Genomic DNA, 23,553 nt, shown 5'->3' on the forward strand with positions numbered 1-23,553 from the left:
GGACGGTATGTAATGGCAATATGTTGCAGAAAAGGGTGCAAAGAGAATATAGCATCTATTAGCTATGAATATGGTGTCAGGCTTTGTTATATCCACTTTAATAGACGGAAGGAATTGAGCCGAAAAAGGAATGTAAAGAAAGACATTCGCTGTAAAGTTTGTGGTGCTAATTTCTCTGAAACGAGAAATAATAAATTTTGCTCAAATAAATGCAAAGGGATTGGTATGAGAACCCTTAAGGATTCTGATAAAACTGAAATCCATAATCACTCGTACTGGCTTAACACAGAGGGGTTTATTAAAAACAATCCATTGCAATTGAATTCAATTAACGGTCTTGAGGATATCGCCAACATCATTTCACTATACCGAATTAAATCCCGATTACAGATTCCATGTAGCCATTTTTTGAAAAAGAAAATACGAGGCAACTGCAAAAAAAATGAACACAAACTAACTCCATTTATTAAGCTGGATTTAAGTCATAAGTATCCAAATTCAAAAGGAGGGATGAATGTACCAGAGAACATTATGATTGCACCTTCATTTATAAACAAAATGAATAAAGATAAAATCCCTGAAAATGATGCTTTTGAGATGTTTAATGGTCATTCTCTAAGTAAGAAAAGGAAGGATATGCCGCATAGTCTCATCAATTCTATCGTTAGAAATTATTCAGACGATGAAGTTAATGCATTGTTTTGTAAAATTGGCAAGCTGCCAAGAATAAAAAATGGACAAAGCAGATATTTAAATGCTGACGCAGTTTTCAACCAGGTTTTTATTTTTGATCTATTGAATGCGGAACTGATTCGCTTAAAAGAAAGAACCATCCTTTATTGTCTGAAATACATATGTAAGCTTTTTCGAAACAAAATAATTAAGTTTAAAGGTAAGCGTGTCACTTTTATTACCTGCTACTTTGATATGATTGCACTTGCTTTCTTTCATGCTTATTTGCGAGGCGATCCTGAACGCTTTTTATCCAGAATTAAGAGGTTCGTGTGGGTAATGGAAAATGGGAAGAAAACAATGTTAAGGGTACGTGCGCTTTTTTCTTCACTATCTCTGTTTAGGCGGTATTGTAAAAAACACCTGTCAATATCTGTTAGCGATCCTGCGTCTGCTAAAGAGAGTATATTAGACATTTATGCGAAGTTTTTTGCGGTTAAACCCTCCTACATTTCCGATGAGGGCTATCCGAGGTGGATTCGCAAATGCTAGTGAGGTGTGAATTCATTATTATCAAGTTCATCGCTAAGTATATCCATGAAATAATCGATCGCGTTCTTGATATTACGCAACTCAGTGCCTGAGGAATTAAGTGAGTTGTTTATTTCAGTGTTTTTTAAGATTACGCCTTTAGCTGCGCTCAATATTAAAGCATCGATGATAACGAATGTGTCAAGTGTGAGCAATTTCCTTTTTATTGTTTCAAAACTCAGCCAATTATCTATATCATTTTGCACTTGTTTTGGATATGACTGCCTTTCGAGTTTGATGATGCCTGCAATTTGGCTGGAGAGAATATAATCAGAGTAACGAAGATCAATTGTAATCCATAAATTAGATAAAGAGGCCATTTCAGTTGAGTAAGGATAATTATCTGGAATGATTTGGCTGGTCAGATGATTGATTTTATTAAAAACAGAGCTTAACTCAGGATTGGCGCTTCGGGCATTAGGGTAATCATTAGGAGTGAAGGGGAAGCATGCATGGCATGCTTCAAGAAAACGCATGTGCTCCTTTATACTGGGATGTGCATTTCTGGATTCATTAAAAATCCTTTCAAAGGTAAGTTTTTGCACAGCCTGTCTGGGGTTTTGTTTCCAGATAATTAAATCCACATTGTCTTGCTTTAAAATATCAAGGTTTTCGATGCGTGTTGACAACGTTTTTAACTTTTCCTTATTTGAATCGTTTTGCATGAATTTGTTTCGCAGAGTTCTCTTTTGGCTGTCAGAAAGCTTTTTATTATCAAAATCCATGCTGTTTATTTCCATGCGTTTGATTGCTCTTTCACAGTTAAAGAATAACTCTCTGCAGTAGAATGCATTCATTAACTCTTCTTTTTTATAGGTTGATATACGCCTGGAGTATAGTGCTTTGTTCTTTTTAATGAATTCCAGAACTTCTTTTTTTGCTTTTTCTTGATTGTGACTTTTCATTTTTTTATTCACGATTTAAATTTTCTTTAAATATATATCACCAGATTGACAGAGGCAAGCGATGCTTTCTTAATCAATTGATAAGGTGACATAATGAAATGCAATAAAGAATTAAATCAGCTGTATTCGCCACTTAGTCTGCTGCCCAGCAATGTTGCAGAGGAAGTCACTAAACGTCTGCACGACATTATTCATTACCAGCCCATCATCGGCATAATGGGAAAGACTGGTGCTGGGAAGTCGAGTTTGTGTAACGCACTGTTTCGCAGCACGGTCTCGGCCGTCAGTCATACCACTGCGTGTACCCGTGAGCCACAGCGTTTTACGCTGCAGGCAGGTGAACGCCAGGTGACGCTGATTGATCTGCCCGGGGTGGGCGAAAGCCCGGAGCGGGATGAAGAGTATCAGGCACTGTATCAACGTATCTGGCCGGAGCTGGACCTGGTGCTCTGGCTGATTAAAGCCGATGACCGGGCACTGACCCCCGACTGTGATTTTTATTTTCGGATGCTGTCACCAGGCAGTGCTGGGAGGGATAAGGTGCTTTTTGTCCTGACCCAAGCCGATAAAATCGAGCCTTCCCGTGAATGGAGCGGCTTTCTTAATCAACCTTCAGAGCAACAGTTAAAACACCTGAAGGAAAAGCAGCGCGCGGTGTGCTCGTTATTCAACCACCCGGCACTCCCGGTGATCACCGTATCAGCAGCCACTGGCTGGCATCTGCCTGAGCTGGTGGAGGTGCTGTTTCGCTCACTGCCTGCCCGCGCCAGCAGTGCCGTCAGTTCGGTCATCAGACCACAATACCGCACGCAAAAAATTGAGGCGCAGGCGCAACAGGATTTTGGCGATACGGTCAGCGACGTGATGACACACACCCTGTCGGAGCTGTCCCTTCCCTCCGCAGTGAATGCGGTGGTCAGTACCGTGATTAGTGCGGTGGTCTCTGTTGCCCGCAGTGTCTGGCGGTTTTTCTTCTGACGGCTGAAATGCCGTTATCCCGTGAGCAAATGCACCACTATGTGTGCACCTTGCATTCGCTCTCCGTTTGCCGGACACACCCTGTCCATTTTAGGTGTGGTGTATCCGGTTAAAAAACAGACTGAATACAGTCAGTGCCGCAGCCCGTACGGTACTGACGGGTGATAAAAATATTTTTCGCCCTGTCCATACCCTGACCCTCCCCCTGTTTACAGTAATCACATCTTTTTCAATACGTTCATCACGATGGAGAACATGCCATGTCACAGACTGAGCACCGCTATGACCGACTGGCGGTCAGACTGTCTCTCATTATCAGTCGTCTGCTGGCAGGCGAAACACTGAGCGTGAAGACACTGGCAGTCGAGTTTGGTGTCTCGGTACGCACCCTGCGCCGCGATTTTCGTGAGCGGCTGATATATCTGAACCTTGAGTACCGTCATGGGCACTGCCGATTGTTGTCAGATCCCGGTATGGCACAGCGTGCCCCGGGAACCCTGTGCTTTATGCGCAATGTTGGGCTTCAGCAGGTGTTTCCAGAAACGGACCTTCGCTTGGTAAACACGCTAACGGACAGTGAGGATATCTCATCCTGTCTGGTCTGGCAGGAGGACGCCGAAAGCGCCCCCGTCCGCCCCGGTCTCTTTTCCCGACTGGTCGATACCATCATTCAGCAGCAGTGCATCCGGGAACTGGCTGACGGTGTGCGGGCTGAACACCTGGCACCGTACCGGCTTATTTTCCTTGAGGGAGCGTTGTATCTGGTCGGTGAGCAGCACGGAAGGAGCGTTGTTCTGCCGCTGTCCGGGATCACCGCCATCACCGTCCTGAGTGAGGGCTTCGAGCGTCGTGATACGGTATGTCAACTCACCCGTCAGGTGGCCTTCATCCGGGCGCTGCCTCATTTCCCGGTCATGCACGACGTGATGGCTGCATCCCATTCTGCGCCACCTTTAACAGAGGAGAAGAGCCCTGCTGCAACTAACACGACGGGGTGACCATCAGGCCATCCCTTTCATTGTTGTCTATTACCTACTTAATAAGGAAACACCGTATGCATCCGCGTTATCGTCGCATGATTGCCAGCGCCCTGGCCCTCAGCAGTGTCAGTCTTTTTATCCCCACCGTAGCCCAGGCTGGATACAGTGATTACGAGGCATTCCGTCTGGTCAGAACGGAGAACAGCGCCGCGGGCGGGGCACAGAAAATCTGCACGTATCAGAGTATGGTCACCCGAAAATATGTCCAGTTGGACATGCCCTATACCTGCCAAGGCATGATGTTTCGCAACCGGAACGACGGGCTGTTTTACGACAGAACAAACTAACTCACTGAGTTTATGGAAATTGCCATGTTTAAGGAGGGCTGCTATGCCTTTGAGCCTTTGTCTCAGCCTGTCAACCCTAGTGGGGCTGATTATCACGGTTGTTGATACCCGTATTGTCGGGTTCGGGTATTCAGCATGGGCCGCCGTGCTGCAGTGTGTCCTGCCGGGCCTGGGCGTCTGGCTGGGTAATCTCATCCGAAAATGGATCATGCCGGATGCGGTTTACGGAAGTACCGGTGCCGTCATTCAGGCCCGTCTGCTCTGGGCGGTATTGCCCCAGTTTATTGGCTGGTTCATCGGATTTATAGTCGCCATGAGCATACTGGGTATCCGGGCCTGAGCCTCCCGCGACAAACTCAACGACGGGTATTCCCCCTTCCGCACACTTTGCTGTTTAACCCCCTACCACGGCCTGCTCAGTTGAGCAGGCCGTTTTCGTTTGTTTTTTTCTCACAGGAGTCTCGCCATGACCCGATTAGCCAGCCGCTTTGGTGCGGTAAATCTTATTCGCCGTGACCGTCCGTTAACCCGTGAGGAGTTAATGCATTATGTACCAAGTGTGTTCAGCGAAGACAAGCATGAGTCCCGAAGTGATCGTTATACCTGTATTCCGACCATTACCCTTCTCGATAACCTTCAGCGCGAAGGCTTCCAGCCATTTTTTGCCTGCCAGACCCGGGTTCGGGACCAGAGCAAGCGAGAGCACACCAAACACATGCTGCGCCTGCGTCGCGAAGGCCAGATCACTGGCAAACAGGTCCCTGAAATCATCCTGCTTAACAGTCATGACGGCTCCAGCTCATACCAGATGCTGCCGGGGCTGTTTCGTGCAGTCTGCCAGAACGGGCTGATTTGCGGTGAGAGTTTTGGTGAGGTACGTGTGCCACATAAAGGCAATGTGGTGGAGAAAGTCATTGAAGGGGCTTACGAAGTACTGGGGATATTCGACCGTGTGGAGGAGAAGCGCGATGCCATGCAATCGCTTTTGTTACCGCCACCAGCACAGCAGGCACTGGCCAAAGCGGCGCTCACGTACCGCTTTCGCGAAGACCACCAGCCGGTGACGGAATCACAGATACTTTCCCCACGCCGCTGGCAGGATGAGAGTAACGACCTGTGGACCACCTACCAGCGCATTCAGGAGAATCTGATTAAGGGCGGTCTGCCGGGCAGAACGACCAAAGGCAAGCGAGCTCATACCCGTGCGGTAAAGGGGATTGACGGGGACGTGAAGCTCAACCGGGCGCTCTGGGTCATGGCGGAGAATATGCTGCACCTAGCGTCCTGACACGCTGACTATCCGGAGTCACCATGACTGAATCGTTAACCCTGCCTCCCGGTTCGTTCTCACGTCAGCAGGCCGAAACCCTTATCCGTCTGTACCGTAATATCACCATTGAAGACGACCAGGGCAGTCACTTCCGCCTGGTGGTTCGCGACACCGAAGGCCGGACGGTCTGGCGGGCATGGAACTTTGAACCGGATGCCGGTGAAGGTCTTAACGGCTACATCCGGCAGTATGGCATCCACAAAGACACCGTTACCCGCTGACCCCGAAGCATTTACCCGCGACATCTCACCTTCCCGAACACGCTTTGTTAACCCCATACGCCAGCCCTCGCCGCTGGCGTTTTTTATTGACGGAGACATATCCATGACAACGCAGACGCAGTACGACCTCGCACCCGCTAACCAACCCGAATTTGAACTGACCGTCACGCCAGTCCCCGATGAACAGCGTATCGATTTCTGGCCGCAACACTTCGGCAGCATACCGCAGTGGCTAACCTTGGAGCCGCATATCTTCGCCTGGATGGACCGCTTCTGTACGACCTACGGCGGTGGTATCTGGTCGTTCCACACCCTGAGCAACAGCGGGGCATTTATGGCCCCCGAGTATGACAGTGACGATAAATGGCATCTGTTTAACTGTCTGAATGGCAACGATGCAGATATGAGTGCAGAAGCCGCCGGTATCGCGGTCTGCCTGATTGAATACAGCCACCATGCCTGTCGCACCGAATGCGATGCAATGACCGCACACTTCTACCGCCTGCGGGACTACGCCCTGCAGCATCCTGAAGCCCACGCCATTCTGCGTATCATCGACTGACCGGAGGAACAACGAATGAAACAGCTTTCCTTTTTACCCGGCGAGATGACGCCACACGACCGGCGTCTCATCCAGCGGGCGCTCAGGGCGCTGGACCGGCACCTGCATGAGCCCGGCGTGGCCTTCACCTCCACCCATGCTGTCCGTGAATGGCTGCGACTGCATATGGCCGCACTTGAGCGGGAAGCGTTCCGGGTGCTGTATCTGGACAACCAGAATCAGTTGATTGCCCATGAAACGCTCTTCACCGGCACGATTAACCGCACTGAAGTCCATCCCCGGGAAGTGGTCAAACGTGCTCTGCATTTCAACGCGGCGGCGGTGATACTGGCGCATAACCATCCTTCCGGTGAGACAACACCCAGCCAGGCTGACAAAGCCCTCACGCAGCGACTGGTGCAGGTGCTTCAGCTGGTGGATATCCGCGTCCCTGACCACCTGATTGTTGGCGGCAGGCAAATCTATTCGTTCGCAGAACACGGTCTGTTGTGAGGTATGACATGAAAATTATCAGTAAACGCCGGGCAATGACGATATACCGCCAGCATCCTGAGTCCCGGATCTTTCGCTACAGCAGCGGAAAATATCAGTGGCACGGCAGCGTCTGTCATTACACCGGCAGGGACGTTCCGGATATCACCGGAGTCCTCGCGGTATACGCCGAACGCCGCCAGGACCGCAACGGGCCTTATGCCTGCCTGATGAGTATTACCCTGAACTTACAATAAAAGGAGAGCCCCCATGACCCACATCATCTGGGGCCTGCAGCGGGCTATCACGCCGCGCCTGGGAGCCCGTCTGGTACAGGAGGGCAACCGGCTGCACTACCTGGCTGACCGGGCCAGCATCACCGGTATGTTCAGTGACGCCGAATGCCGGAAGCTGGATGACACATTCCCACACTTTATCCGCCAGATGGAATCGATGCTGACCACCGGTGAACTCAGCCCCCAACATGCCCACTGCGTCACCCTGTACCACAACGGTTTTACCTGTGAAGCCGACACCCTTGGCAGTTGCGGCTACGTATACATCGCCATTTATCCCACTCAGCGTTAATTACCTTCACGAGAGCAAACATGAAAACTTTACCTGCAACAACTCAGCGGGCAGCGAAGCCCTGCCTGTCACCCGTGGCTGTCTGGCAAATGTTACTGGCGCGTTTGCTGGAACAGCACTACGGTCTGACAATAAACGACACCCCATTCAGCGATGAAGTTGTTATACAGCAACATATCGATGCCGGTATCACCCTGTCAGATGCCGTGAATTTTCTGGTGGAAAAATACGAACTGGTCCGTATCGACAGGAAGGGATTTCGCTGGCAGGAACAATCCCCTTACCTTCGGGCTGTCGATATTCTGAGGGCAAGACAGGCAATAGGTCTTTTACGAGGATCTCATTGAGATATGGTAAGATGAAGTTTTCGAGTACGATATCTATTAAGCGGAATCGAACCAAAGACGGTTAGTTATTATTCAATGAATTCTGTCAAAATAACTTTTGGGGGCCTTATTGGGGGCCCCTTAACTTTATTAACAACAAATAAACCTTAACTATCAACAAATAAACCATACATATTCGAAGTCTGCAGGGGGACCATGATTACATCTCAGCAAGTCTAATAACACCCATAACTCACTGATTTAAATCCTAATCACTAATCTTGTTCGTCCAGTAAAGTGCCATTATTTCTAATAGAATCTATACATCTTTGCGTATAAGATTGTGTATAACTGAGTTCGATCTTTTTTCTATACACATGCTGCTATCTGACATCCAAATAAAACGAGCAAAACCAAAGGATAAGCCCTATACGTTTGAACTATGGTATGGGGTTGTCACTTCTTATCGACACATCAGGAAGTAAAGGCTGGCGTTATCGCTACCGCTTTGCAGGCAAGCCGAAGATGATTTCCTTTGGCGTGTACGGTGATGTATCGCTTGCTAAGGCGCGTGCTAAACGTGACGAAGCTCGTTCAATGTTGGCCAAAGGGATGAACCCTAGCGGTAAGCGTACAGCGAGAACCGTATTGACGGGAACGGGTTATTCAGTTGGCAGGGTTATTCGCCAGGGTAACAGTTCGCTGACCTGATTGACCGGCCAGTCAGCTATGACGTTGAGCACATGACAGAGATACCTCTCTGGCTCCACGCCGTTCAGTTTGCACGTCCCGATCAGGCTGTACAGCAGTGCTCCGCGCTCACCACCGTGGTCAGAGCCGAAGAACAAGAAGTTTTTGCGGCCCAGGCTGACCGTCCGCAGCGCATTTTCAGCGATATTGTTATCGGCTTCAGCCCAGCCATCGTCTGCATAGTACGTCAGTGCTGGCCACTGGTTCAGTGCGTACGCGAACGCCTTCGCCAGCTCTGAGTGTCGCGACAGCGTTTTCATCTTTTCACGCAGCCAGCTTTCCAGGGATTTCAGTCGCGGTTTAGCTTTCTGCTGACGCTCACCAAGACGCTGCTCTGCCGGCATTCCCCGTATTTCAGCCTCGATAGCATACAGTTCGCCTATCCGTTTCAGGGCTTCCTCCGTCAGCACTGATGGAGTACGAACGTGCACATCATGGATCTTGCGGCGGGCGTGAGCCCAGCAGGCTGCTTCAGTTATCTGTCCATTGCGGTACAGCTCGTTGAACCCGGCGTACGCATCCGCCTGCAGAACACCGCTGAAGCCCGCAAGATGGCTCTGCGGATGGATGCCTTTTCTGTCCGGGCTGTAAGCGAACCACACGGCCGGCGCCAGCGCTGACCCGGCGTTGCGGTCGTCGCGAACGTACGTCCACAACCGCCCGGTCTTCGTCTTTTTATTACCTGGTAACAGTACCGGGACGGGCGTGTCATCGGCGTGGAGTTTGCCACCCATCAGGACATAGTCCTGAAGCGCCTCTTCCAGCGGCGACAGTAGCCGGCAGCATGCATCCACCCAGCCCGACAGCAGTGAGCGACTCAGTTCCACGCCCTGGCGGCCGTATATTTCAGACTGGCGGTACAGTGGTGTGTGCTCTGCATACTTTGAGGTCAGCACGCGGGCCAGCAACCCCGGGCCGGCGATACCCCGCTCAATGGGCCGTGAAGGCGCCGCTGCCTGCACGATCGCATCGCACTGAGTACAGGCATGTTTTTCACGTACTGTCCGGATAACCCGGAAGGCGCTGCGCATCAGCTCCAGCTGTTCGGCGGCATCTTCACCCAGGTAACTCAGCGAACCACCGCACTCCGGGCAACAGGATTCTGCCGGAAGCATACGCTTTTCATCACGCGGGAGTGATTCGGGGAACGGTCTGCGGGTGCGGGTCTGACGCAGCGAGCGCTGCACTTCCGGGTCATCCACACGACCGGTCAGCGTATCGCTTTCTTTCTGAAGCACCTTCAGGTCAGCTTCCATCTGTGCGATACGACGGGATACTTTTTCGGAACGGCTGCCGAAGTTCATCCGGCGGAGTTTATCCAGCTGCGCCTGCAGGTGGTCTATTTCGCGCTCACGGTCGGCCAGCTTTTCCAGCAGGGCGCGGTTCAGCGCTTCCTGTTCGGCAAGCCGCTGTTTCAGCAGAAGGATTTCGTCAGAAGAGGTGTCGTTCATAAGCCCGTATTTTACCAGGCTTATTCAGCAACAACCAGGATAAAGAGGCCTACAACATGGTCAGAGATGTCAGCAACCGTTTAGGTTGTCGCCAGTCGATGCCTTCCATCAGCATCGCCAGCTGGGCCGGGGTCAGGAACACTTTGCCATCACGGGCAGAGGGCCAGGCGAAGCGACCACGCTCCAGCCGTTTGGTCAGCAGGCACAGCCCGTCGCCGGTGGACCACAGCAGTTTGACCTGGTTGCCGCTGCGACCCCGGAAGATGAAGACGTGGCCGGACATCGGATCGTCTTTCAGCGCCGTCTGTACTTTTGCGGCAAGACCGTTGAAGCCATTTCTCATATCAGTGGTACCGGCAACCAGCCAGATTTTGGTACCTGTTGGTAACGGGATCATCGCTTCAGCTCCTGTATCAGCAGAGCCAGGAACTTTTCGCTGACAGTGCCGTTGAGGCGGAGCGTCCCGTGCCGGAACGTTATCTCACAGCTGATACTGAGGGCTTCCGGGCTCTCAGTGGGCGGCTCTGGCTGTACGTCAGCGGCATCGAGAGTCACAGGAAGTAGCTGCGGGTTCTCTGAAGAAGGTAATAGCAGCTTTCCCTCGCGCCATTGTTGGCGCCATTTGAACAGCAGATTGGCGTTAATGCCATTTTCAAGCGCCAGTTTTGAGATGGATGTTCCTGGTTCGCAGGAGGCAGCAACGAGTTGTTGCTTAAACTCAGGAGAATAATTAGGGCAGCCTTTTCGCCTGCCGGGAGTCACATTTTTCTGCATATCTGACACTTTGGTTCCCACTACTTATTTGGTGGACACCACTTTGTCGGATGCTTCGGATTATGACCAGACGGTTCACGCTGTACGCTTACCCCTAGCGAGGCTAGAAAGGCAGAGAAAATCGCTTTGCAGTTTGCGCACGAGAATAGCTTTGAATCTGTAGCAAGAGAATGGCATGGCTCCAAAAAAGCCACCTGGTCTGAAGGGTACGCTAAAGAGGTTCTCAACTGCATGGAAAAGGATATTTTCCCTTTCATCGGCCAACGCCCAATCGAACAAATTGAACCGCTGGAGCTGCTCACCGTTCTGCAAAAAATAGAGAAAAGAGGTGCTTTGGAGCAAACCAGTAAGATCAGCCGCCGTTGCGGCGAAGTTTTACGTTATGCCGTCACCACCGGGCGAGCTAAATATAACTTTGCTCCTGACTTAGCTATTGCGCTCAACAAGCCTAAAACTCAACACTTCCTGTTCCTGACTGAAAGTGAATTACCTGCTTTTGTCAGCGCTCTGGAGAACTATCAAGGTAGTTTAGTCACAAAGTACGCCACACAGCTGTTGATGCTAACAGGTGTGCGTACAATCGAACTGCGAGCAGCAGAATGGGCTGAATTTGATTTAGAAAATGCAGTATAGGAAATCCCAAAGAGCGTATGAAGAAACGCCGCCCCCACCTGGTTCCGTTATCTACTCAGACGATCACCATCCTGAAAAAGCTTCAAGTCATTACCGGGAATTACAGCCTCGTGTTCCCTGGCCGCAATGACGTCAGAAAGCCAATGAGCGAAGCCAGTATCAATAAAGTGATAAAGCTACTGGGTTATCACGGTCGGTTAACTGGCCACGGCTTCAGGCATACCATGAGTACTATTTTGCATGAACATGGTTTTGAAAGCACTTGGATAGAAATGCAACTTGCGCATGTTGATAAGAATTCAATTCGTGGAACCTACAATCATGCGCAATATTTTGAAGGTAGAAAAAAAATGCTTGAATGGTATGCATTAAAAATAACAGGGCAATGAATTGCCCTGTTAAATTTAGCTCAACGCATTAAACGCATTAGTAATACATACTGGTATATGCTCTACACTTATTTGATTAGAAATAATAGCCCCCCACTCATGACTCTTATTAGGCCATAATGTAATGTCATCCACTCGGTCTAAAGCAAGTAATTTTAATCGTAACTGCGCCTTTAATCGTGAAGCGAACTTCTGGCTCTCTTGACAATCTACACCAGGTGCAACATTAGGGATAGCATCTATGACCCCTTGAACTTCATCCTCTGTAATAGATATGGAACCATCAAAAACGTCTCTCACTATTACAGGCCAAATATGAATAGGTAAGCAATCTTCTAAGTCTTGTTTACCTACTAAGAAAATCGTAGGACTTGGAACCTTCCTGGTATCAGAATCGAATATATATACAGCAAGGTCATCCATTTTAGAAAAACCATTAATTAATTGTTCTAATACATCGCTAGCCACCTCTGCATTAGTACATCCCTTTAAATTAATTAACTGTACATTGTCCTCTTTTAACGTCCTACCTTTATATTTATAATAAAGGCTAGGGATTAAAGTTTCCTCTGTATGACCCTCCACAATCAAGAATTTATTATAGAATAAAAAATCACTATTTTTTAGACCTAACGTTGCGTATATGTCTTCAACATTAGTGACTGTACCAACGTTAGTATAGTGATTGTCTATTTTGAATGTTTTAATATCCTCAACCTTGCTCGAATCTACAAATATTGTACTATGTGTACTAACTAATATTTGAAAATTCTGTCGTGATAACGTTTGTATGGCTGAGAAAAAATCTCGTTGCGCTTTCGGATGCAAATGAGTTTCGGGTTCATCAAAACACCAAAAATATCTTTTGTTACTAGCATTCTTCTCAGCAATGTTTGCTTGAAGCTTCAATAAAGCAAACCATATTTGACGCTTAATGCCTTCACCTTGATTATCGATGTGAACATCATCCTGCGCCCCAACTTTTTGTACAAAAAGATCTGTTATCTTCCTTTGAAGTTCAAATGAAACTTTTGCACTAATACCTGTGATACTAGGAACTTCATTTTGAATGCCAACACCATTCAATTGCGCATCAATTTTCCTCTGTGCTTTTTCTTTCAGAAGCCTTGAAACTCTTTCAGCACGATTTATCTCAACACCTAAGGCTTCATCTAAAATCGTTGCAGCAACTTTATTTATAGACTCTAAAGACTCTGCCCAACTCAAGTATTGATATTCTGGGAAAAATTTAAGATCTGCTTTCCATTTGGATTTTTTTGCATCATCCTTAAATTTAACTGTAGCATAGACGGTAGGGTTAGAATGAAGAATAGATCTAACCTTTTCATATATTGAGTGTTGACCTTGCCCGTTGTCGTTAACCAAATTGTTACTATCAGGATTTTTTTCTCGCAATGCTGTATTGGTTTGAGCCTGATTCAAATTAAATAGTTCATTACTCACATCACTACTAAGATACAACCCTGTGTAATAAACGTCTGAATCACCAGATTGAGCATCGAAAACTCTAACCTTCCAAAACTCATTCCCAACCCCAGTTGACTCCAAAATCCATTTAAGATGCACTGAGGACTCTCGTTCATTATCTATATCAATTTCTTCAACCTTAAACCTTGCAGCAAAGACAATATAATCCTTATCATTCTCCTCAAGAAAAGAAGGTATTTCCAAATGAGTCAGCGCCTCATTAATAAATGAAATATCCAAAGGGCTATGAGAAAGATCGCTTTTCTCCGACTTTTGATTTGGTAAATTTACTGAAGCAGAAGAATCTAATAAAAATCTAATACTGCTTAGAGTAGATGTTTTTCCACAATCATTTTCACCAATTAAAACATTGGCTTTAGCGTCATTAAATTCAACAAAAATATCTCTACAACTTTTATAGTTAAATACCCGGAGTGAGCTAAGCAGCATTTTTATCTCCTTTGCTGTGCGTGCTAATGCTGCCATCCAATGTAGCGTCCAATAAACTGAAAACACAGAATTTTTTTTAAATTGACCAAAATCGCACTACACCGCACCCGCCTGCGGTTTTCAGATCGCAAAAATTTTTCAGTTGGGATTTTTTACAAATGATAGCGCCAGACCGCGCCACAACTGGGGATTTACAGCGAGCAGGGAACTGAAAAGAATGAAAAGAATGAAAAGAATTTCAGCTTTTTTCAGTTTAACTTTACTCCATCATCGTTACCACTTGAATTAAACTATTGATAGTAAAGAGATATAAAATTTTAGGTGAGATTTTTCATGATAACTGACGGCACACTTAAAATTTAATAAACTGATTTTTATAGACATTTTCTCTTAAGCAGCTGAAATTTAGTGAACCGAAGCCGGGAAAATTTTAGTTACTCCCGGCGTGCCGTTCACTGGTTCTCTTTGGCTGCCAACAGGAGTTCTAACGCATTTTGTCGCTCCTCCGGTGGCAAGGCATCCATTAGCTCTTTAATCCGTCCCTGGCCGCTCAAAGCGCTGGGACTAATCGTGTGTGAGAAGGAAACGTTCATCACAAACGTATGCCCACATTCTACATTTGAGCAATAACAGTACACATCTGATAATTTGGGTGCTTTCGGTTTGTTTTCCTCACCGTTGCCGCAGACATACACTCCGGGCAGTAAATTTTCATCACTCGCATAACTAAACCTCTGTTGCCTGCCAGAAGAAGGGATTTTGGTTCCCTTCCTCTTGTTCTGAACGTGCAACACTGGCAACACGTATTATACCATTGATTTAATTGGATTAAACTTGTAATCTGTAGACTTAATCAAGAGATAACGAGTGGTAACATCCTGATTTTTGTTACCTCTGTTACCCGTGTTACCTCAATAAAATAAGACTCACGCGATGACTATTCAGGGTCGGCACTATCCAGCACCTGCGTATTAAGCTGGAACGTGCGTTTAAGCCCTATTTCTGGCAGGGACAATATGATTCTCCCTCAGTATGTTCAGTATTTCTCGTAACTAACTGATTTAAATTAAGAAAATTCACAACACCCACCCAACCAAGAACCATTTTTTCTAATGGGAGCTATGCATCTTTGCGTATATGCCGACATCTCTGACCTGCTCGCCAGATGCTTACGCTCTCTCAAAACGCACTGTCAGTGAAAATGTAAAAAATGTTATAGTGGACAACACCCCCCTCAAATATAGAGCCTTATGAAAAACAAGAACAAAGAGACCAGCCAGTTTTAAAGTTTTATTTTACGTCATTCTCCTGAATTCATTGGCCTGCAACTTGATTCTGAAGGGTGGGCAGTCATTGATGATTTTCTTCAGCTTGCCGCACAAAATGGAAGGCTTATTGAAAAGTCAGAACTTAGTGAAATTGTTGACACTAATGACAAAAAAAGATTTTCAATTTCTGACGACGGTTTAAAGATCAGAGCGTTACAAGGCCATTCGACTAAATCAGTCAATGTAACTTTTTCAGAAAAGACCCCTCCTGATTATTTGTATCATGGTACAGCAATTAAATTTCTTGAGTCTATTCAGCAAAAGGGCTTAATCCCTGGTTCTCGTCATTACGTCCATTTATCAGAAAATCAAAGTACAGCTGTAAAAGTTGGCTCACGCCATGGTAAACCTGTTGTGTTAAAGATAAATGCCCTGCAAATGTACGAACAGGGCTATAAATTTTATCTTTCTGAAAACAGTGTGTGGTTGGTGAATTTAGTGCCAGCTAAATTCATCGAGTGACTCTAAGTTCACTGCTCTGTTTTATACAGGGCAGAGTCCTTTTTTGCAGTACTAAATCATGTGTTAAATATACGTGGAGATTCATTTACTTCATAAGGATTATCTTTACTGCTCCCCTGACTGTTTATTAATTCGACCAATAATTGCCTCGCTTCATGTTGTTGGGATTCAACTAAAAAAGATAAGTCAGATATCAGACAAATAAGCGCTGACTTTAGTCATATTTTCAAAAATCGTTTCTCACGTATAAATATTAACTAAAGATAACTTTATGAGACGTAACGATAAACCGGTACTCGACGGGTCGTTCCCGTCAGATTTTCAAATACCCATGTTTCATCCGTTGCGATCCTCATCCCCGCTTTTCTCAGACGCGACACCTCGGCTGCAATTCGTTGGATGCCAAACCAAAAAAGCGCATCAAGCGCAGTCACGTCCAGCCCACTCAGCAACGCCCGCTTCAGACGTTCAGCTGGCAGCTTAATTTCTTTGGCAATTTGCAAAAAGGGTTCGGCCGTGTGTGTGGTCGGGCTAATCCGCCGTATGCGGGTAGACAGACGGTATTGATAATTATCAGGGACGTCATTGAGATCCGTTTTAACACTCCAGACACAACCGAAGCGTTTACCGTTAAAAATGACATTTTTCTGGCTGAGTTCCAGCTCGTTACGTATCCCGGCTATAAGCTGGGGTGTACGCACTAGCAGCAGACGAAAAGGGAGCTCGAAACTGGTCACGTAATCGACATTGAGCAAGGCAATACGTAAACGCTCTTCGGCACCGGCTTTGCTCTCCCTGCATTCGCTCAAAACATCATCCCACTGCTTTGTCAGTCGGGAAGGTTCATTCGCTTCTGTAAACCTGTACTTTTCAATCTGGTAATCGATTTGTTCAGTCACCCGGTTCTTCCTGTCAGTCACGTTTTAGCCGTTAAAACAGACTTTATCAGCACCCATAATTATGCTCCAGAAATGAAGTGATACATCTTTAATCTGTCGATAAAAACTACAAAATCAACCACCTTTCTCATTGCCGCTTTTTTAATCAAAAACGAGTAATAGCACATATCGTATAACGGTGCTACATTACGCAGCCCACCCAAATCAGCAGTGGCCAGGTAACGCCGTAAAGTTCGGTAAAGCCTGCAACCATCACCTTGAAGAACGGTCTTATCGGCACGTCGTATCGCACACTCTGCGCTACCTTTACAGGCTTCACATAGGTTTTACTATTTTGTCTCAATCCCAATTTCAACGTGCGTTTTTACACCCGCGTTACTGGTTTACATGGTTTGGTCTTGGCGTTCTTTGGCTGATGGTTCAGCTTCCCTACCCCGTACTGCGTTTGCTGGGGTCTAAACTGGGGAGTGCATCCCGCTATTTCCTGAAACGACGTGAATCCATCGCGCGTAAAAATATCGAGCTTTGCTTCCCACAGTACAATGCCGAAGAGCGCGAGAAACTCATCGCTGAAAACTTCAAATCTATCGGCATGGCACTGCTTGAAACCGGCATGGCCTGGTTCTGGCCGGATGAACGCGTCCGTAAGTGGTTTGATGTGGAAGGTCTGGATAACCTTAAACGCGCCCAGATGCAAAATCGTGGGGTGATGGTTGTCGGGGTTCACTTTATGTCGCTGGAGTTGGGTGGTCGTGTGATGGGGCTTTGCCAGCCAATGATGGCAACCTATCGTCCTCACAACAGCCCGCTGATGGAATGGGTACAGACGCGGGGTCGTATGCGTTCCAATAAGGCGATGATCAGCCGTAATAACCTGCGCGGTATGGTCGGTGCCCTGAAGAAAGGTGAAGCCGTCTGGTTTGCACCCGATCAGGATTACGGTCGTAAGGGCAGCAGCTTTGCCCCCTTCTTTGCGGTTAAAGACGTTGCGACGACCAACGGTACATTTGTCATTTCGCGTCTGTCTGGTGCAGCCATGTTGACCGTGACGATGGTAAGGAAAGCAGATAAATCAGGCTATCGTCTGCATATCTCCCCTGAAATGGCTAACTATCCGGAAAACGAATGCGAAGCGGCTGCGTTCATCAATAAAATTATCGAAACCGAAATCATGCGTGCGCCAGAGCAGTACCTCTGGATGCATCGCCGTTTCAAAACGCGTCCCCTTGGCGAAGCCTCGCTCTATATTTAAGCCCTTCATGAAGGTTAGTTTCGCCAGGAAACTAACCTTTTCAATCACCTGTAATCACTCTGGACAATTGTTTTTCTGCGCGTCGCTAAAAGTGAATTTATTGCACTCTGAAATCAAACTGTCGCCGTTCCACGACACTCGTAAGTGACGGAAATTATTTAAGAAAATCCCTCTTGCCACCCCTCATTTTTAAGCGTACATTAGCGCCGTCTGGCAACAGGAAAGCACAGAATTCTGAGCTGGAGTTGACGGCGTAACGGGAAAATCTCTTTTCCGTTTTGACCGGATTTCAGCTCTCTATAATCAGGTGGACTCTGTTTTTAATGCGTACCACAAGATACGCGGAGCGATGAAACGTGAAATATTTCTTTATGGGCATTTCGGTGATTGTTTTAGTCTGGGCCGGAACCTTTGCCCTGATGATCTAGTGAAGAACATGCAGTCAAAAAAACAGGAGCCATCGGCTCCTGTTTTTTTATGTCATGACGACGCGGGATTTTCAGCAATACTTTTTGATGAAAGCAGCCCGTCAGCACGGAACATACTCTTAATGCCCCTCACTGCCTGACGAATACGGTCGCTGTTTTCAATCAGGGCGAATCGCACATGGGTGTCGCCATAGTCGCCAAAGCCAATGCCAGGTGACACACACACCTTTGCATCCTGCAGAAGCTTTTTGGCAAACTCCAGGGAACCCATCGCCGCATACGGTTCAGGAATTTTCGCCCAGACGTACATGGACGCTTTCGGCATTTCTACCATCCAGCCCGCTTCATGTAACCCTTTCACCAGCACATCGCGACGACGTTTATATTGGGCCGCAATCTCATGAACACACTGCTGATCGCCCTCAAGAGCCGCAATAGCCGCGACCTGTAGCGGCGTAAACGTGCCGTAGTCGTGGTAACTCTTGATTCGCGCCAGTGCACTCACCAGCGTTTTGTTACCCACCATAAAGCCAATTCGCCAGCCTGCCATGTTGTAGCTTTTAGACAGGGTAAAGAACTCTACTGCCACATCGCGCGCGCCCGGAACCTGCATAATAGACGGGGCTTTCCAGCCGTCGTAGACGATGTCTGCATAGGCTAAATCATGAACCACCAGTACGTCATAACGCTTAGCCAGGGCTACAACTTTCTCGAAGAAATCAAGCTCCACGCACTGCGCCGTTGGGTTCGACGGGAAACCAAGGATCATCATCTTCGGTTTCGGGTAACTTTCGCGAATCGCACGTTCCAGTTCGTTGAAGAAATCGACACCTTCCACCAGCGGCACAGAACGTACCTGCGCCCCGGCAATCACCGCACCATAGATATGGATCGGGTAGCTTGGATTCGGAACCAGGACCGTATCACCGTGATCCAGCGTCGCCAGCATCAGGTGTGCCAGGCCCTCTTTCGAGCCAATGGTCACAATGGCTTCACTTTCAGGATCGATATCAACCTGGTAGCGATCCTGATACCAGCGCGAGATCGCGCGACGTAACCGAGGAATACCGCGAGACGTTGAGTAGCCGTGCGTATCAGGACGCTGGGCAACCGTGCAGAGTTTCTCAACAATATGCGGTGGAGTTGGGCCGTCAGGGTTCCCCATACTGAAATCAATGATGTCTTCGCCACGACGACGTGCAGCCATCTTCAGTTCAGCGGTGATATTGAAAACATAAGGGGGGAGACGATCGATGCGCGTAAAACGGCGTTCAGGACTGAATTCAGCCATAGATTCCTCAGATTAACGTTAGCGCCCGGACCGTCCGAGCGACGCTGCCACGCATGTGGCGTGCTTAGAAAATAACCTGAAAAAAATCATGCTGTCGAGAGGGAAATGAAAAAAAAGCGATCGCGCTAAAACCGGAACCCTGCTGTGTTAAAAAGCGGAAGCACCAAAGGGGAATTCGGCTGTCTGATAGCTGTTTTTTAACACAATGATATCAAAGCAGTTACCTGTCGATACGTCGATAATAAAAAATCGGGACATGTCAGCACACACCGGATAATCCCCTTTGTAAACTATGGTTTTTCCTCATTTGATAAACCTGACGGATAGCTGGTCAATACGCGCCAGGTTTTTTATCATGGTTCTTTCCCGTTACCCCAGGTCTACTCGTGCACGAAATATTCACTATGCTGTTGGCGGTTTTTGACCGGGCGGCATTAATGCTGATTTGCCTGTTCTTCCTTATTCGCATTCGCTTGTTTCGCGAGCTTTTGCATAAGTCTGCACACTCCCCCAAAGAGCTACTGGCTGTTACCGCCATCTTTTCACTGTTTGCGCTGTTCAGCACCTGGTCCGGCGTGCCGGTTGAGGGGTCGCTGGTTAACGTGCGGATTATTGCCGTCATGTCCGGCGGAATTTTGTTTGGCCCGTGGGTGGGCGTCATCACCGGCATGATTGCCGGCACCCATCGCTACCTGATTGATATTGGTGGCGTGACGGCTGTGCCGTGCTTTATCACCAGCATTATTGCCGGGGTACTTTCCGGGTGGATTAACCGCAAGATCCCGAAAAAGCAACGCTGGCGCGCCGGGATCATTGCGGGCATGGTGTGCGAAACGCTGACCATGATCCTGGTCGTGGTGTGGGCTCCCACCACCGCACTGGGGCTGGATATCGTCTCGAAAATTGGTATTCCAATGATCCTGGGCAGCGTCTGTATCGGTTTTATCGTGCTGCTGGTGCAAAGTGTCGAAGGGGAAAAGGAGGCAAGTGCTGCCCGTCAGGCCAAGCTGGCGCTCGATATTGCCAACAAAACCCTGCCGCTATTCCGCCACGTTAACGCGGAATCACTGCGTCAGGTCTGCGAGATTATCCGCCACGATATTCACGCTGATGCCGTCGCCATCACCAACATCGACCACGTGCTAGCCTACGTCGGTGTTGGGGAGCACAACTATCACGACAACGATGACACCATCAGCCCGACCACCAGACAGGCGATTAACTACGGCAAAATCATTATCAAAAACAATGATGAAGCCCACCGGACGCCGGAAATCCACTCCATGCTGGTGATCCCGTTATGGGAAAAAGGTGTCGTGACGGGCACGCTGAAAATTTATTACTGCCACGCGCATCAGATCACCTCCTCACTTCAGGAGATGGCCATCGGTCTGTCGCAAATTATCTCCACACAACTGGAAGTTTCCCGGGCGGAGCAACTGCGTGAAATGGCAAATAAGGCAGAGTTACGCGCACTGCAGAGCAAAATCAATCCCCATTTCCTGTTTAACGCGCTGAACGCGATTTCCTCGTCCATTCGTCTTAATCCGGACACCGCGCGCCAGCTGATTTTTAACCTGTCCCGCTATCTGCGCTACAACATCGAGCTGAAAGATGACGAGCAGATCGACATCAAAAAAGAGCTGTACCAGATTAAAGACTACATCGCGATTGAGCAGGCACGCTTTGGCGACAAGCTCACGGTCATTTACGATATTGATGAAGAGGTCAACTGCGTGATCCCGAGCCTGCTAATCCAGCCGCTGGTCGAAAACGCGATTGTTCACGGTATTCAGCCCTGTAAAGGCAAAGGTGTCGTCACTATCAGCGTCACCGAAAGCGGCAACCGGGTGCGCATTGCCGTACGCGATACCGGCCACGGTATTGATCCCAAAGTTATTGAGCGCGTGGAATCTAACGAGATGCCCGGGAATAAAATCGGGCTGCTGAACGTGCACCATCGGGTCAAACTGCTCTACGGCGACGGGCTGCATATTCATCGCCTTGAACCGGGTACCGAAATCGCTTTTTACGTTCCGAATGAACGTTCATCCGTTCATGCGGCAACATCCCTGTTACCCCTGGTGGAGTGACCTATGAAAGTCATCATCGTAGAAGATGAAATTCTGGCTCAACAGGAGCTAACCTGGCTTATCAAAACCCACAGCCAGATGGAGATTGTGGGTACCTTTGACGATGGTCTGGATGTGCTGAAGTTTCTGCAGCACAACCGGGTCGACGCTATTTTTCTGGATATTAATATTCCGTCGCTGGATGGCGTATTGCTGGCGCAAAACATCAATCAGTTTGCCCATAAGCCGTTCATTGTTTTCGTCACCGCCTGGAAAGAGCACGCCGTGGAGGCCTTCGAGCTGGAGGCATTTGACTATATTCTTAAGCCTTACCAGGAGTCGCGTATTATCAGCATGCTGCAAAAGCTGGAAGCCGCATGGCAGCAGCAGACTGCTCCCGCTAGCGCCACCCCCACGGTACGTGAAAATGACACCATTAATCTGGTCAAAGATGAACGTATCATTGTGACGCCAGTCAACGATATTTACTACGCCGAAGCGCATGAGAAGATGACGTTTGTTTATACACGTCGAGAATCTTATGTGATGGCGATGAACATCACCGAGTTCTGCAGCAAGCTGCCTGCGGCACACTTCTTCCGCTGCCACCGTTCGTTTTGCGTGAATTTAAATAAGATCCGCGAGATCGAACCCTGGTTTAACAACACCTACATTTTGCGTCTGAAGGATCTGGATTTTCAGGTGCCGGTGAGCCGCAGCAAGGTGAAAGAGTTTCGTCAGTTGATGCATCTGTAAAGCGCCCCCTCACGCAGGAGAGGGCAATGTCGTCAAAGGATTTGACCGAGAACCTGACGCAGATGGGCTCCCGAGCCAAGAAGACCAGGGTTATCGTGCACGATGAGGTAGACAGGGATGTCCTGCACGTAGCTTCTGAAACGCCCTTTATCTTCAAACCCACCGCGGAAACCAGAGGCTTTAAAGAAATCGAGGAAACGCGGCACGATCCCGCCCGCAATATAAACACCACCGAATGTGCCCAACGTCAGTGCCAGGTTGCCGCCGAAACGACCCATGATCACGCAGAACAGCGACAATGCACGGCGGCAGTCAATGCAGCTGTCCGCCAGCGCGCGTTCGGTGACGTCTTTCGGCTGCAGGTTTTCCGGCAGTCGACCGTCCGATTTCACAATCGCACGGTACAGGTTGACCAGCCCGGGGCCGGAAAGGACGCGCTCAGCGGAGACGTGTCCAATCTCTGCGCGCAACTCTTCAAGGATAATGCCCTCTTCTTCGCTGTTTGGCGCAAAGTCAACATGCCCCCCCTCGCCCGGCAGGCTTACCCAGCGCTGAGCAACGTGCACCAGATGCGATACCCCCAGACCGGTTCCTGCGCCATAGACGGCTATCGGTTTGCCTTCGACTGGCTCCGCACCGCCAAACTGAATCAGATGCTCGGGCTTCAGCATAGGGATTGCCATCGAAACCGCAGTGAAATCATTGATGATTTCAAGATGCGCAAAACGGAGATTTTTTTTCATCTCCGCGATGGAAAATGCCCAGGTATGGTTTGTCATCGCAACCCAGTCACCCGTTATCGGGCAGGCAATGGCAATGCAGCCATCTTCGACGCTCACCTGATGCTCTTCCAGATAGACGCGGACAACGGCCTCAAGGCTTGGGTAATCCAGCCCTGAGTAGGTTTTCGCTTGAGAAATCTCCCCCGTGTTTACATCGCAGAGAGCAAGACGTGCGTTAGTCCCACCCACATCACCTACTAAAGCATACTTTGTCATTCTTCTACTGCTCCGCTAAAGTCAGAATAAATCTTTGGGACACTGTAAATTCAAGGCTGGATAACAACAACGACCTGAAGGCAGCTACCCCAGGATTGTCGATCTTCGTCACAGAATAACTTTACCGTTTCAGCACCTTTTGCACTATTGCCATAAAGCTG

The 23,553-nt window shown here is 48.3% G+C and carries 25 protein-coding genes and 3 pseudogenes; 19 read left to right on the forward strand and 9 right to left on the reverse strand.

From position 1 onward, the window contains the following. Positions 1 to 225: 225 nt before the first annotated feature. Positions 226 to 1,224 (forward strand): hypothetical protein, encoded by a 999-nt coding sequence (locus tag ACLHV9_RS17190; RefSeq protein ID WP_015386466.1) that lies wholly within the window; start codon positions 226 to 228, stop codon positions 1,222 to 1,224. On the opposite strand, the gene ACLHV9_RS17195 is transcribed toward ACLHV9_RS17190, so the two are convergent. Further along, positions 1,221 to 2,180 carry a hypothetical protein gene (locus tag ACLHV9_RS17195; protein WP_058691042.1) on the reverse strand — a complete coding sequence of 320 codons (960 nt, stop codon included), beginning with the start codon at positions 2,178 to 2,180 and terminating at the stop codon, positions 1,221 to 1,223. The genes ACLHV9_RS17190 and ACLHV9_RS17195 overlap by 4 nt on opposite strands. 81 nt (positions 2,181 to 2,261) lie before the next feature. Between ACLHV9_RS17195 and ACLHV9_RS17200 the strand changes: the two genes are divergently transcribed. The 12 genes and pseudogenes from ACLHV9_RS17200 to ACLHV9_RS17255 all read left to right on the forward strand — a co-directional run. After that, positions 2,262 to 3,146, forward strand: coding sequence for a GTPase family protein (locus ACLHV9_RS17200; RefSeq protein ID WP_007869717.1), 885 nt, complete (start codon positions 2,262 to 2,264; stop codon positions 3,144 to 3,146). Between the two features lie 260 nt (positions 3,147 to 3,406). Then, on the forward strand, positions 3,407 to 4,144 hold the full coding sequence (locus ACLHV9_RS17205) for a DeoR family transcriptional regulator (RefSeq protein ID WP_044593432.1): 738 nt from the start codon (positions 3,407 to 3,409) through the stop codon (positions 4,142 to 4,144). Between the two features lie 56 nt (positions 4,145 to 4,200). After that, a complete protein-coding gene (locus ACLHV9_RS17210; protein WP_007869719.1) occupies positions 4,201 to 4,473 on the forward strand; it encodes a hypothetical protein in 273 nt (90 codons plus the stop codon). A gap of 43 nt (positions 4,474 to 4,516) precedes the next feature. Further along, positions 4,517 to 4,813 (forward strand): permease, encoded by a 297-nt coding sequence (locus tag ACLHV9_RS17215; RefSeq protein ID WP_202402041.1) that lies wholly within the window; start codon positions 4,517 to 4,519, stop codon positions 4,811 to 4,813. A 126-nt stretch (positions 4,814 to 4,939) separates the two neighbouring features. Next, positions 4,940 to 5,761 (forward strand): DUF932 domain-containing protein, encoded by an 822-nt coding sequence (locus ACLHV9_RS17220; RefSeq protein WP_007869723.1) that lies wholly within the window; start codon positions 4,940 to 4,942, stop codon positions 5,759 to 5,761. A 23-nt stretch (positions 5,762 to 5,784) separates the two neighbouring features. Next, positions 5,785 to 6,024, forward strand: coding sequence for a DUF905 domain-containing protein (locus tag ACLHV9_RS17225; protein WP_007869725.1), 240 nt, complete (start codon positions 5,785 to 5,787; stop codon positions 6,022 to 6,024). 103 nt (positions 6,025 to 6,127) lie between these two features. After that, on the forward strand, positions 6,128 to 6,586 hold the full coding sequence (locus ACLHV9_RS17230; protein WP_013098170.1) for an antirestriction protein: 459 nt from the start codon (positions 6,128 to 6,130) through the stop codon (positions 6,584 to 6,586). A 15-nt stretch (positions 6,587 to 6,601) separates the two neighbouring features. Beyond that, a complete protein-coding gene (gene radC, locus ACLHV9_RS17235) occupies positions 6,602 to 7,078 on the forward strand; it encodes a RadC family protein (protein WP_013098171.1) in 477 nt (158 codons plus the stop codon). Between the two features lie 8 nt (positions 7,079 to 7,086). Then, positions 7,087 to 7,314: a DUF987 domain-containing protein gene (locus ACLHV9_RS17240; RefSeq protein ID WP_013098172.1), complete on the forward strand. Its 228-nt coding sequence runs from the start codon at positions 7,087 to 7,089 to the stop codon at positions 7,312 to 7,314. A 13-nt stretch (positions 7,315 to 7,327) separates the two neighbouring features. Continuing rightward, complete coding sequence (locus ACLHV9_RS17245; protein WP_007869729.1) at positions 7,328 to 7,645, forward strand: type IV toxin-antitoxin system YeeU family antitoxin; 318 nt, start codon at positions 7,328 to 7,330, stop codon at positions 7,643 to 7,645. Positions 7,646 to 7,665: 20 nt separating this feature from the next. Further along, positions 7,666 to 7,992 (forward strand): TA system toxin CbtA family protein, encoded by a 327-nt coding sequence (locus ACLHV9_RS17250; protein ID WP_007869731.1) that lies wholly within the window; start codon positions 7,666 to 7,668, stop codon positions 7,990 to 7,992. 356 nt (positions 7,993 to 8,348) lie between these two features. After that, positions 8,349 to 8,610: pseudogene (locus ACLHV9_RS17255) on the forward strand (Arm DNA-binding domain-containing protein); the annotation flags it as partial. 23 nt (positions 8,611 to 8,633) lie between these two features. Here ACLHV9_RS17255 and tnpC read toward each other — a convergent pair. From tnpC to tnpA, 3 genes are read right to left on the reverse strand one after another with little or no spacing between them, the layout of a single operon-like run. Beyond that, positions 8,634 to 10,172, reverse strand: a complete 1,539-nt coding sequence (gene tnpC / locus ACLHV9_RS17260) for an IS66 family transposase (RefSeq protein ID WP_003843773.1) — start codon at positions 10,170 to 10,172, stop codon at positions 8,634 to 8,636. 49 nt (positions 10,173 to 10,221) lie between these two features. After that, complete coding sequence (tnpB, locus tag ACLHV9_RS17265) at positions 10,222 to 10,569, reverse strand: IS66 family insertion sequence element accessory protein TnpB (RefSeq protein ID WP_003843771.1); 348 nt, start codon at positions 10,567 to 10,569, stop codon at positions 10,222 to 10,224. After that, on the reverse strand, positions 10,566 to 10,946 hold the full coding sequence (gene tnpA / locus ACLHV9_RS17270; protein WP_032939119.1) for an IS66-like element accessory protein TnpA: 381 nt from the start codon (positions 10,944 to 10,946) through the stop codon (positions 10,566 to 10,568). Before tnpA ends, tnpB begins: the two co-directional genes overlap by 4 nt. 87 nt (positions 10,947 to 11,033) lie before the next feature. On the opposite strand from tnpA, the pseudogene ACLHV9_RS17275 reads away from it, so the two are divergent. Continuing rightward, positions 11,034 to 11,968 (forward strand): annotated as a pseudogene (locus ACLHV9_RS17275) (tyrosine-type recombinase/integrase); the annotation flags it as partial. 15 nt (positions 11,969 to 11,983) lie between these two features. Here the strand turns inward: ACLHV9_RS17275 and ACLHV9_RS17280 are convergent. Together ACLHV9_RS17280 and ACLHV9_RS17285 are read right to left on the reverse strand one after the other, a co-directional pair. Continuing rightward, positions 11,984 to 13,942, reverse strand: a complete 1,959-nt coding sequence (locus ACLHV9_RS17280) for an AAA family ATPase (protein ID WP_108090847.1) — start codon at positions 13,940 to 13,942, stop codon at positions 11,984 to 11,986. Between the two features lie 416 nt (positions 13,943 to 14,358). Continuing rightward, positions 14,359 to 14,630: pseudogene (locus ACLHV9_RS17285) on the reverse strand (ogr/Delta-like zinc finger family protein). Positions 14,631 to 15,198: 568 nt separating this feature from the next. On the opposite strand from ACLHV9_RS17285, the gene ACLHV9_RS17290 reads away from it, so the two are divergent. After that, a complete protein-coding gene (locus ACLHV9_RS17290) occupies positions 15,199 to 15,696 on the forward strand; it encodes an RNA 2'-phosphotransferase (RefSeq protein ID WP_256125031.1) in 498 nt (165 codons plus the stop codon). A 269-nt stretch (positions 15,697 to 15,965) separates the two neighbouring features. On the opposite strand, the gene ACLHV9_RS17295 is transcribed toward ACLHV9_RS17290, so the two are convergent. Then, a complete protein-coding gene (locus tag ACLHV9_RS17295; RefSeq protein ID WP_028016192.1) occupies positions 15,966 to 16,595 on the reverse strand; it encodes a helix-turn-helix domain-containing protein in 630 nt (209 codons plus the stop codon). 331 nt (positions 16,596 to 16,926) lie between these two features. Here ACLHV9_RS17295 and lpxP point away from each other — a divergent pair, with 331 nt between their 5' ends. After that, complete coding sequence (gene lpxP, locus ACLHV9_RS17300) at positions 16,927 to 17,847, forward strand: kdo(2)-lipid IV(A) palmitoleoyltransferase (protein WP_028016191.1); 921 nt, start codon at positions 16,927 to 16,929, stop codon at positions 17,845 to 17,847. A gap of 356 nt (positions 17,848 to 18,203) precedes the next feature. Further along, on the forward strand, positions 18,204 to 18,275 hold the full coding sequence (gene ypdK / locus ACLHV9_RS17305; RefSeq protein ID WP_099458937.1) for a membrane protein YpdK: 72 nt from the start codon (positions 18,204 to 18,206) through the stop codon (positions 18,273 to 18,275). A 52-nt stretch (positions 18,276 to 18,327) separates the two neighbouring features. Here ypdK and alaC read toward each other — a convergent pair whose 3' ends face one another. Next, on the reverse strand, positions 18,328 to 19,566 hold the full coding sequence (gene alaC / locus ACLHV9_RS17310) for an alanine transaminase (RefSeq protein WP_049007114.1): 1,239 nt from the start codon (positions 19,564 to 19,566) through the stop codon (positions 18,328 to 18,330). 386 nt (positions 19,567 to 19,952) lie between these two features. On the opposite strand from alaC, the gene ACLHV9_RS17315 reads away from it, so the two are divergent. Both ACLHV9_RS17315 and ACLHV9_RS17320 read left to right on the forward strand, forming a co-directional pair. Then, positions 19,953 to 21,659 carry a sensor histidine kinase gene (locus ACLHV9_RS17315; protein WP_108090849.1) on the forward strand — a complete coding sequence of 569 codons (1,707 nt, stop codon included), beginning with the start codon at positions 19,953 to 19,955 and terminating at the stop codon, positions 21,657 to 21,659. Between the two features lie 3 nt (positions 21,660 to 21,662). After that, positions 21,663 to 22,394 carry a LytR/AlgR family response regulator transcription factor gene (locus ACLHV9_RS17320; RefSeq protein WP_028016188.1) on the forward strand — a complete coding sequence of 244 codons (732 nt, stop codon included), beginning with the start codon at positions 21,663 to 21,665 and terminating at the stop codon, positions 22,392 to 22,394. Between the two features lie 32 nt (positions 22,395 to 22,426). Here ACLHV9_RS17320 and glk read toward each other — a convergent pair whose 3' ends face one another. Then, positions 22,427 to 23,392, reverse strand: a complete 966-nt coding sequence (gene glk / locus ACLHV9_RS17325; protein WP_028016187.1) for a glucokinase — start codon at positions 23,390 to 23,392, stop codon at positions 22,427 to 22,429. Positions 23,393 to 23,553 lie beyond the last annotated feature (161 nt).

The sequence above is a fragment of the Enterobacter sp. CPE_E890 genome (assembly GCF_046521475.1).
GTDB lineage: Bacteria > Pseudomonadota > Gammaproteobacteria > Enterobacterales > Enterobacteriaceae > Enterobacter > Enterobacter adelaidei.

Bases quoted from the DNA above. Each gene is read 5' to 3' on its own strand.
- ACLHV9_RS17210 (WP_007869719.1), top strand. From the start codon at position 4,201: ATGCATCCGCGTTATCGTCGCATGATTGCCAGCGCCCTGGCCCTCAGC.
- ACLHV9_RS17245 (WP_007869729.1), top strand. From the start codon at position 7,328: ATGACCCACATCATCTGGGGCCTGCAGCGGGCTATCACGCCGCGCCTG.
- ACLHV9_RS17205 (WP_044593432.1), top strand. From the start codon at position 3,407: ATGTCACAGACTGAGCACCGCTATGACCGACTGGCGGTCAGACTGTCT.
- ACLHV9_RS17215 (WP_202402041.1), top strand. From the start codon at position 4,517: ATGCCTTTGAGCCTTTGTCTCAGCCTGTCAACCCTAGTGGGGCTGATT.
- ACLHV9_RS17225 (WP_007869725.1), top strand. From the start codon at position 5,785: ATGACTGAATCGTTAACCCTGCCTCCCGGTTCGTTCTCACGTCAGCAG.
- tnpC (WP_003843773.1), bottom strand. From the start codon at position 10,172: ATGAACGACACCTCTTCTGACGAAATCCTTCTGCTGAAACAGCGGCTT.
- glk (WP_028016187.1), bottom strand. From the start codon at position 23,392: ATGACAAAGTATGCTTTAGTAGGTGATGTGGGTGGGACTAACGCACGT.
- radC (WP_013098171.1), top strand. From the start codon at position 6,602: ATGAAACAGCTTTCCTTTTTACCCGGCGAGATGACGCCACACGACCGG.
- ACLHV9_RS17320 (WP_028016188.1), top strand. From the start codon at position 21,663: ATGAAAGTCATCATCGTAGAAGATGAAATTCTGGCTCAACAGGAGCTA.
- ACLHV9_RS17280 (WP_108090847.1), bottom strand. From the start codon at position 13,942: ATGGCAGCATTAGCACGCACAGCAAAGGAGATAAAAATGCTGCTTAGC.
- ACLHV9_RS17190 (WP_015386466.1), top strand. From the start codon at position 226: ATGAGAACCCTTAAGGATTCTGATAAAACTGAAATCCATAATCACTCG.
- alaC (WP_049007114.1), bottom strand. From the start codon at position 19,566: ATGGCTGAATTCAGTCCTGAACGCCGTTTTACGCGCATCGATCGTCTC.
- ACLHV9_RS17230 (WP_013098170.1), top strand. From the start codon at position 6,128: ATGACAACGCAGACGCAGTACGACCTCGCACCCGCTAACCAACCCGAA.
- ACLHV9_RS17200 (WP_007869717.1), top strand. From the start codon at position 2,262: ATGAAATGCAATAAAGAATTAAATCAGCTGTATTCGCCACTTAGTCTG.
- tnpA (WP_032939119.1), bottom strand. From the start codon at position 10,946: ATGCAGAAAAATGTGACTCCCGGCAGGCGAAAAGGCTGCCCTAATTAT.
- ACLHV9_RS17220 (WP_007869723.1), top strand. From the start codon at position 4,940: ATGACCCGATTAGCCAGCCGCTTTGGTGCGGTAAATCTTATTCGCCGT.
- tnpB (WP_003843771.1), bottom strand. From the start codon at position 10,569: ATGATCCCGTTACCAACAGGTACCAAAATCTGGCTGGTTGCCGGTACC.
- ACLHV9_RS17250 (WP_007869731.1), top strand. From the start codon at position 7,666: ATGAAAACTTTACCTGCAACAACTCAGCGGGCAGCGAAGCCCTGCCTG.
- ACLHV9_RS17240 (WP_013098172.1), top strand. From the start codon at position 7,087: ATGAAAATTATCAGTAAACGCCGGGCAATGACGATATACCGCCAGCAT.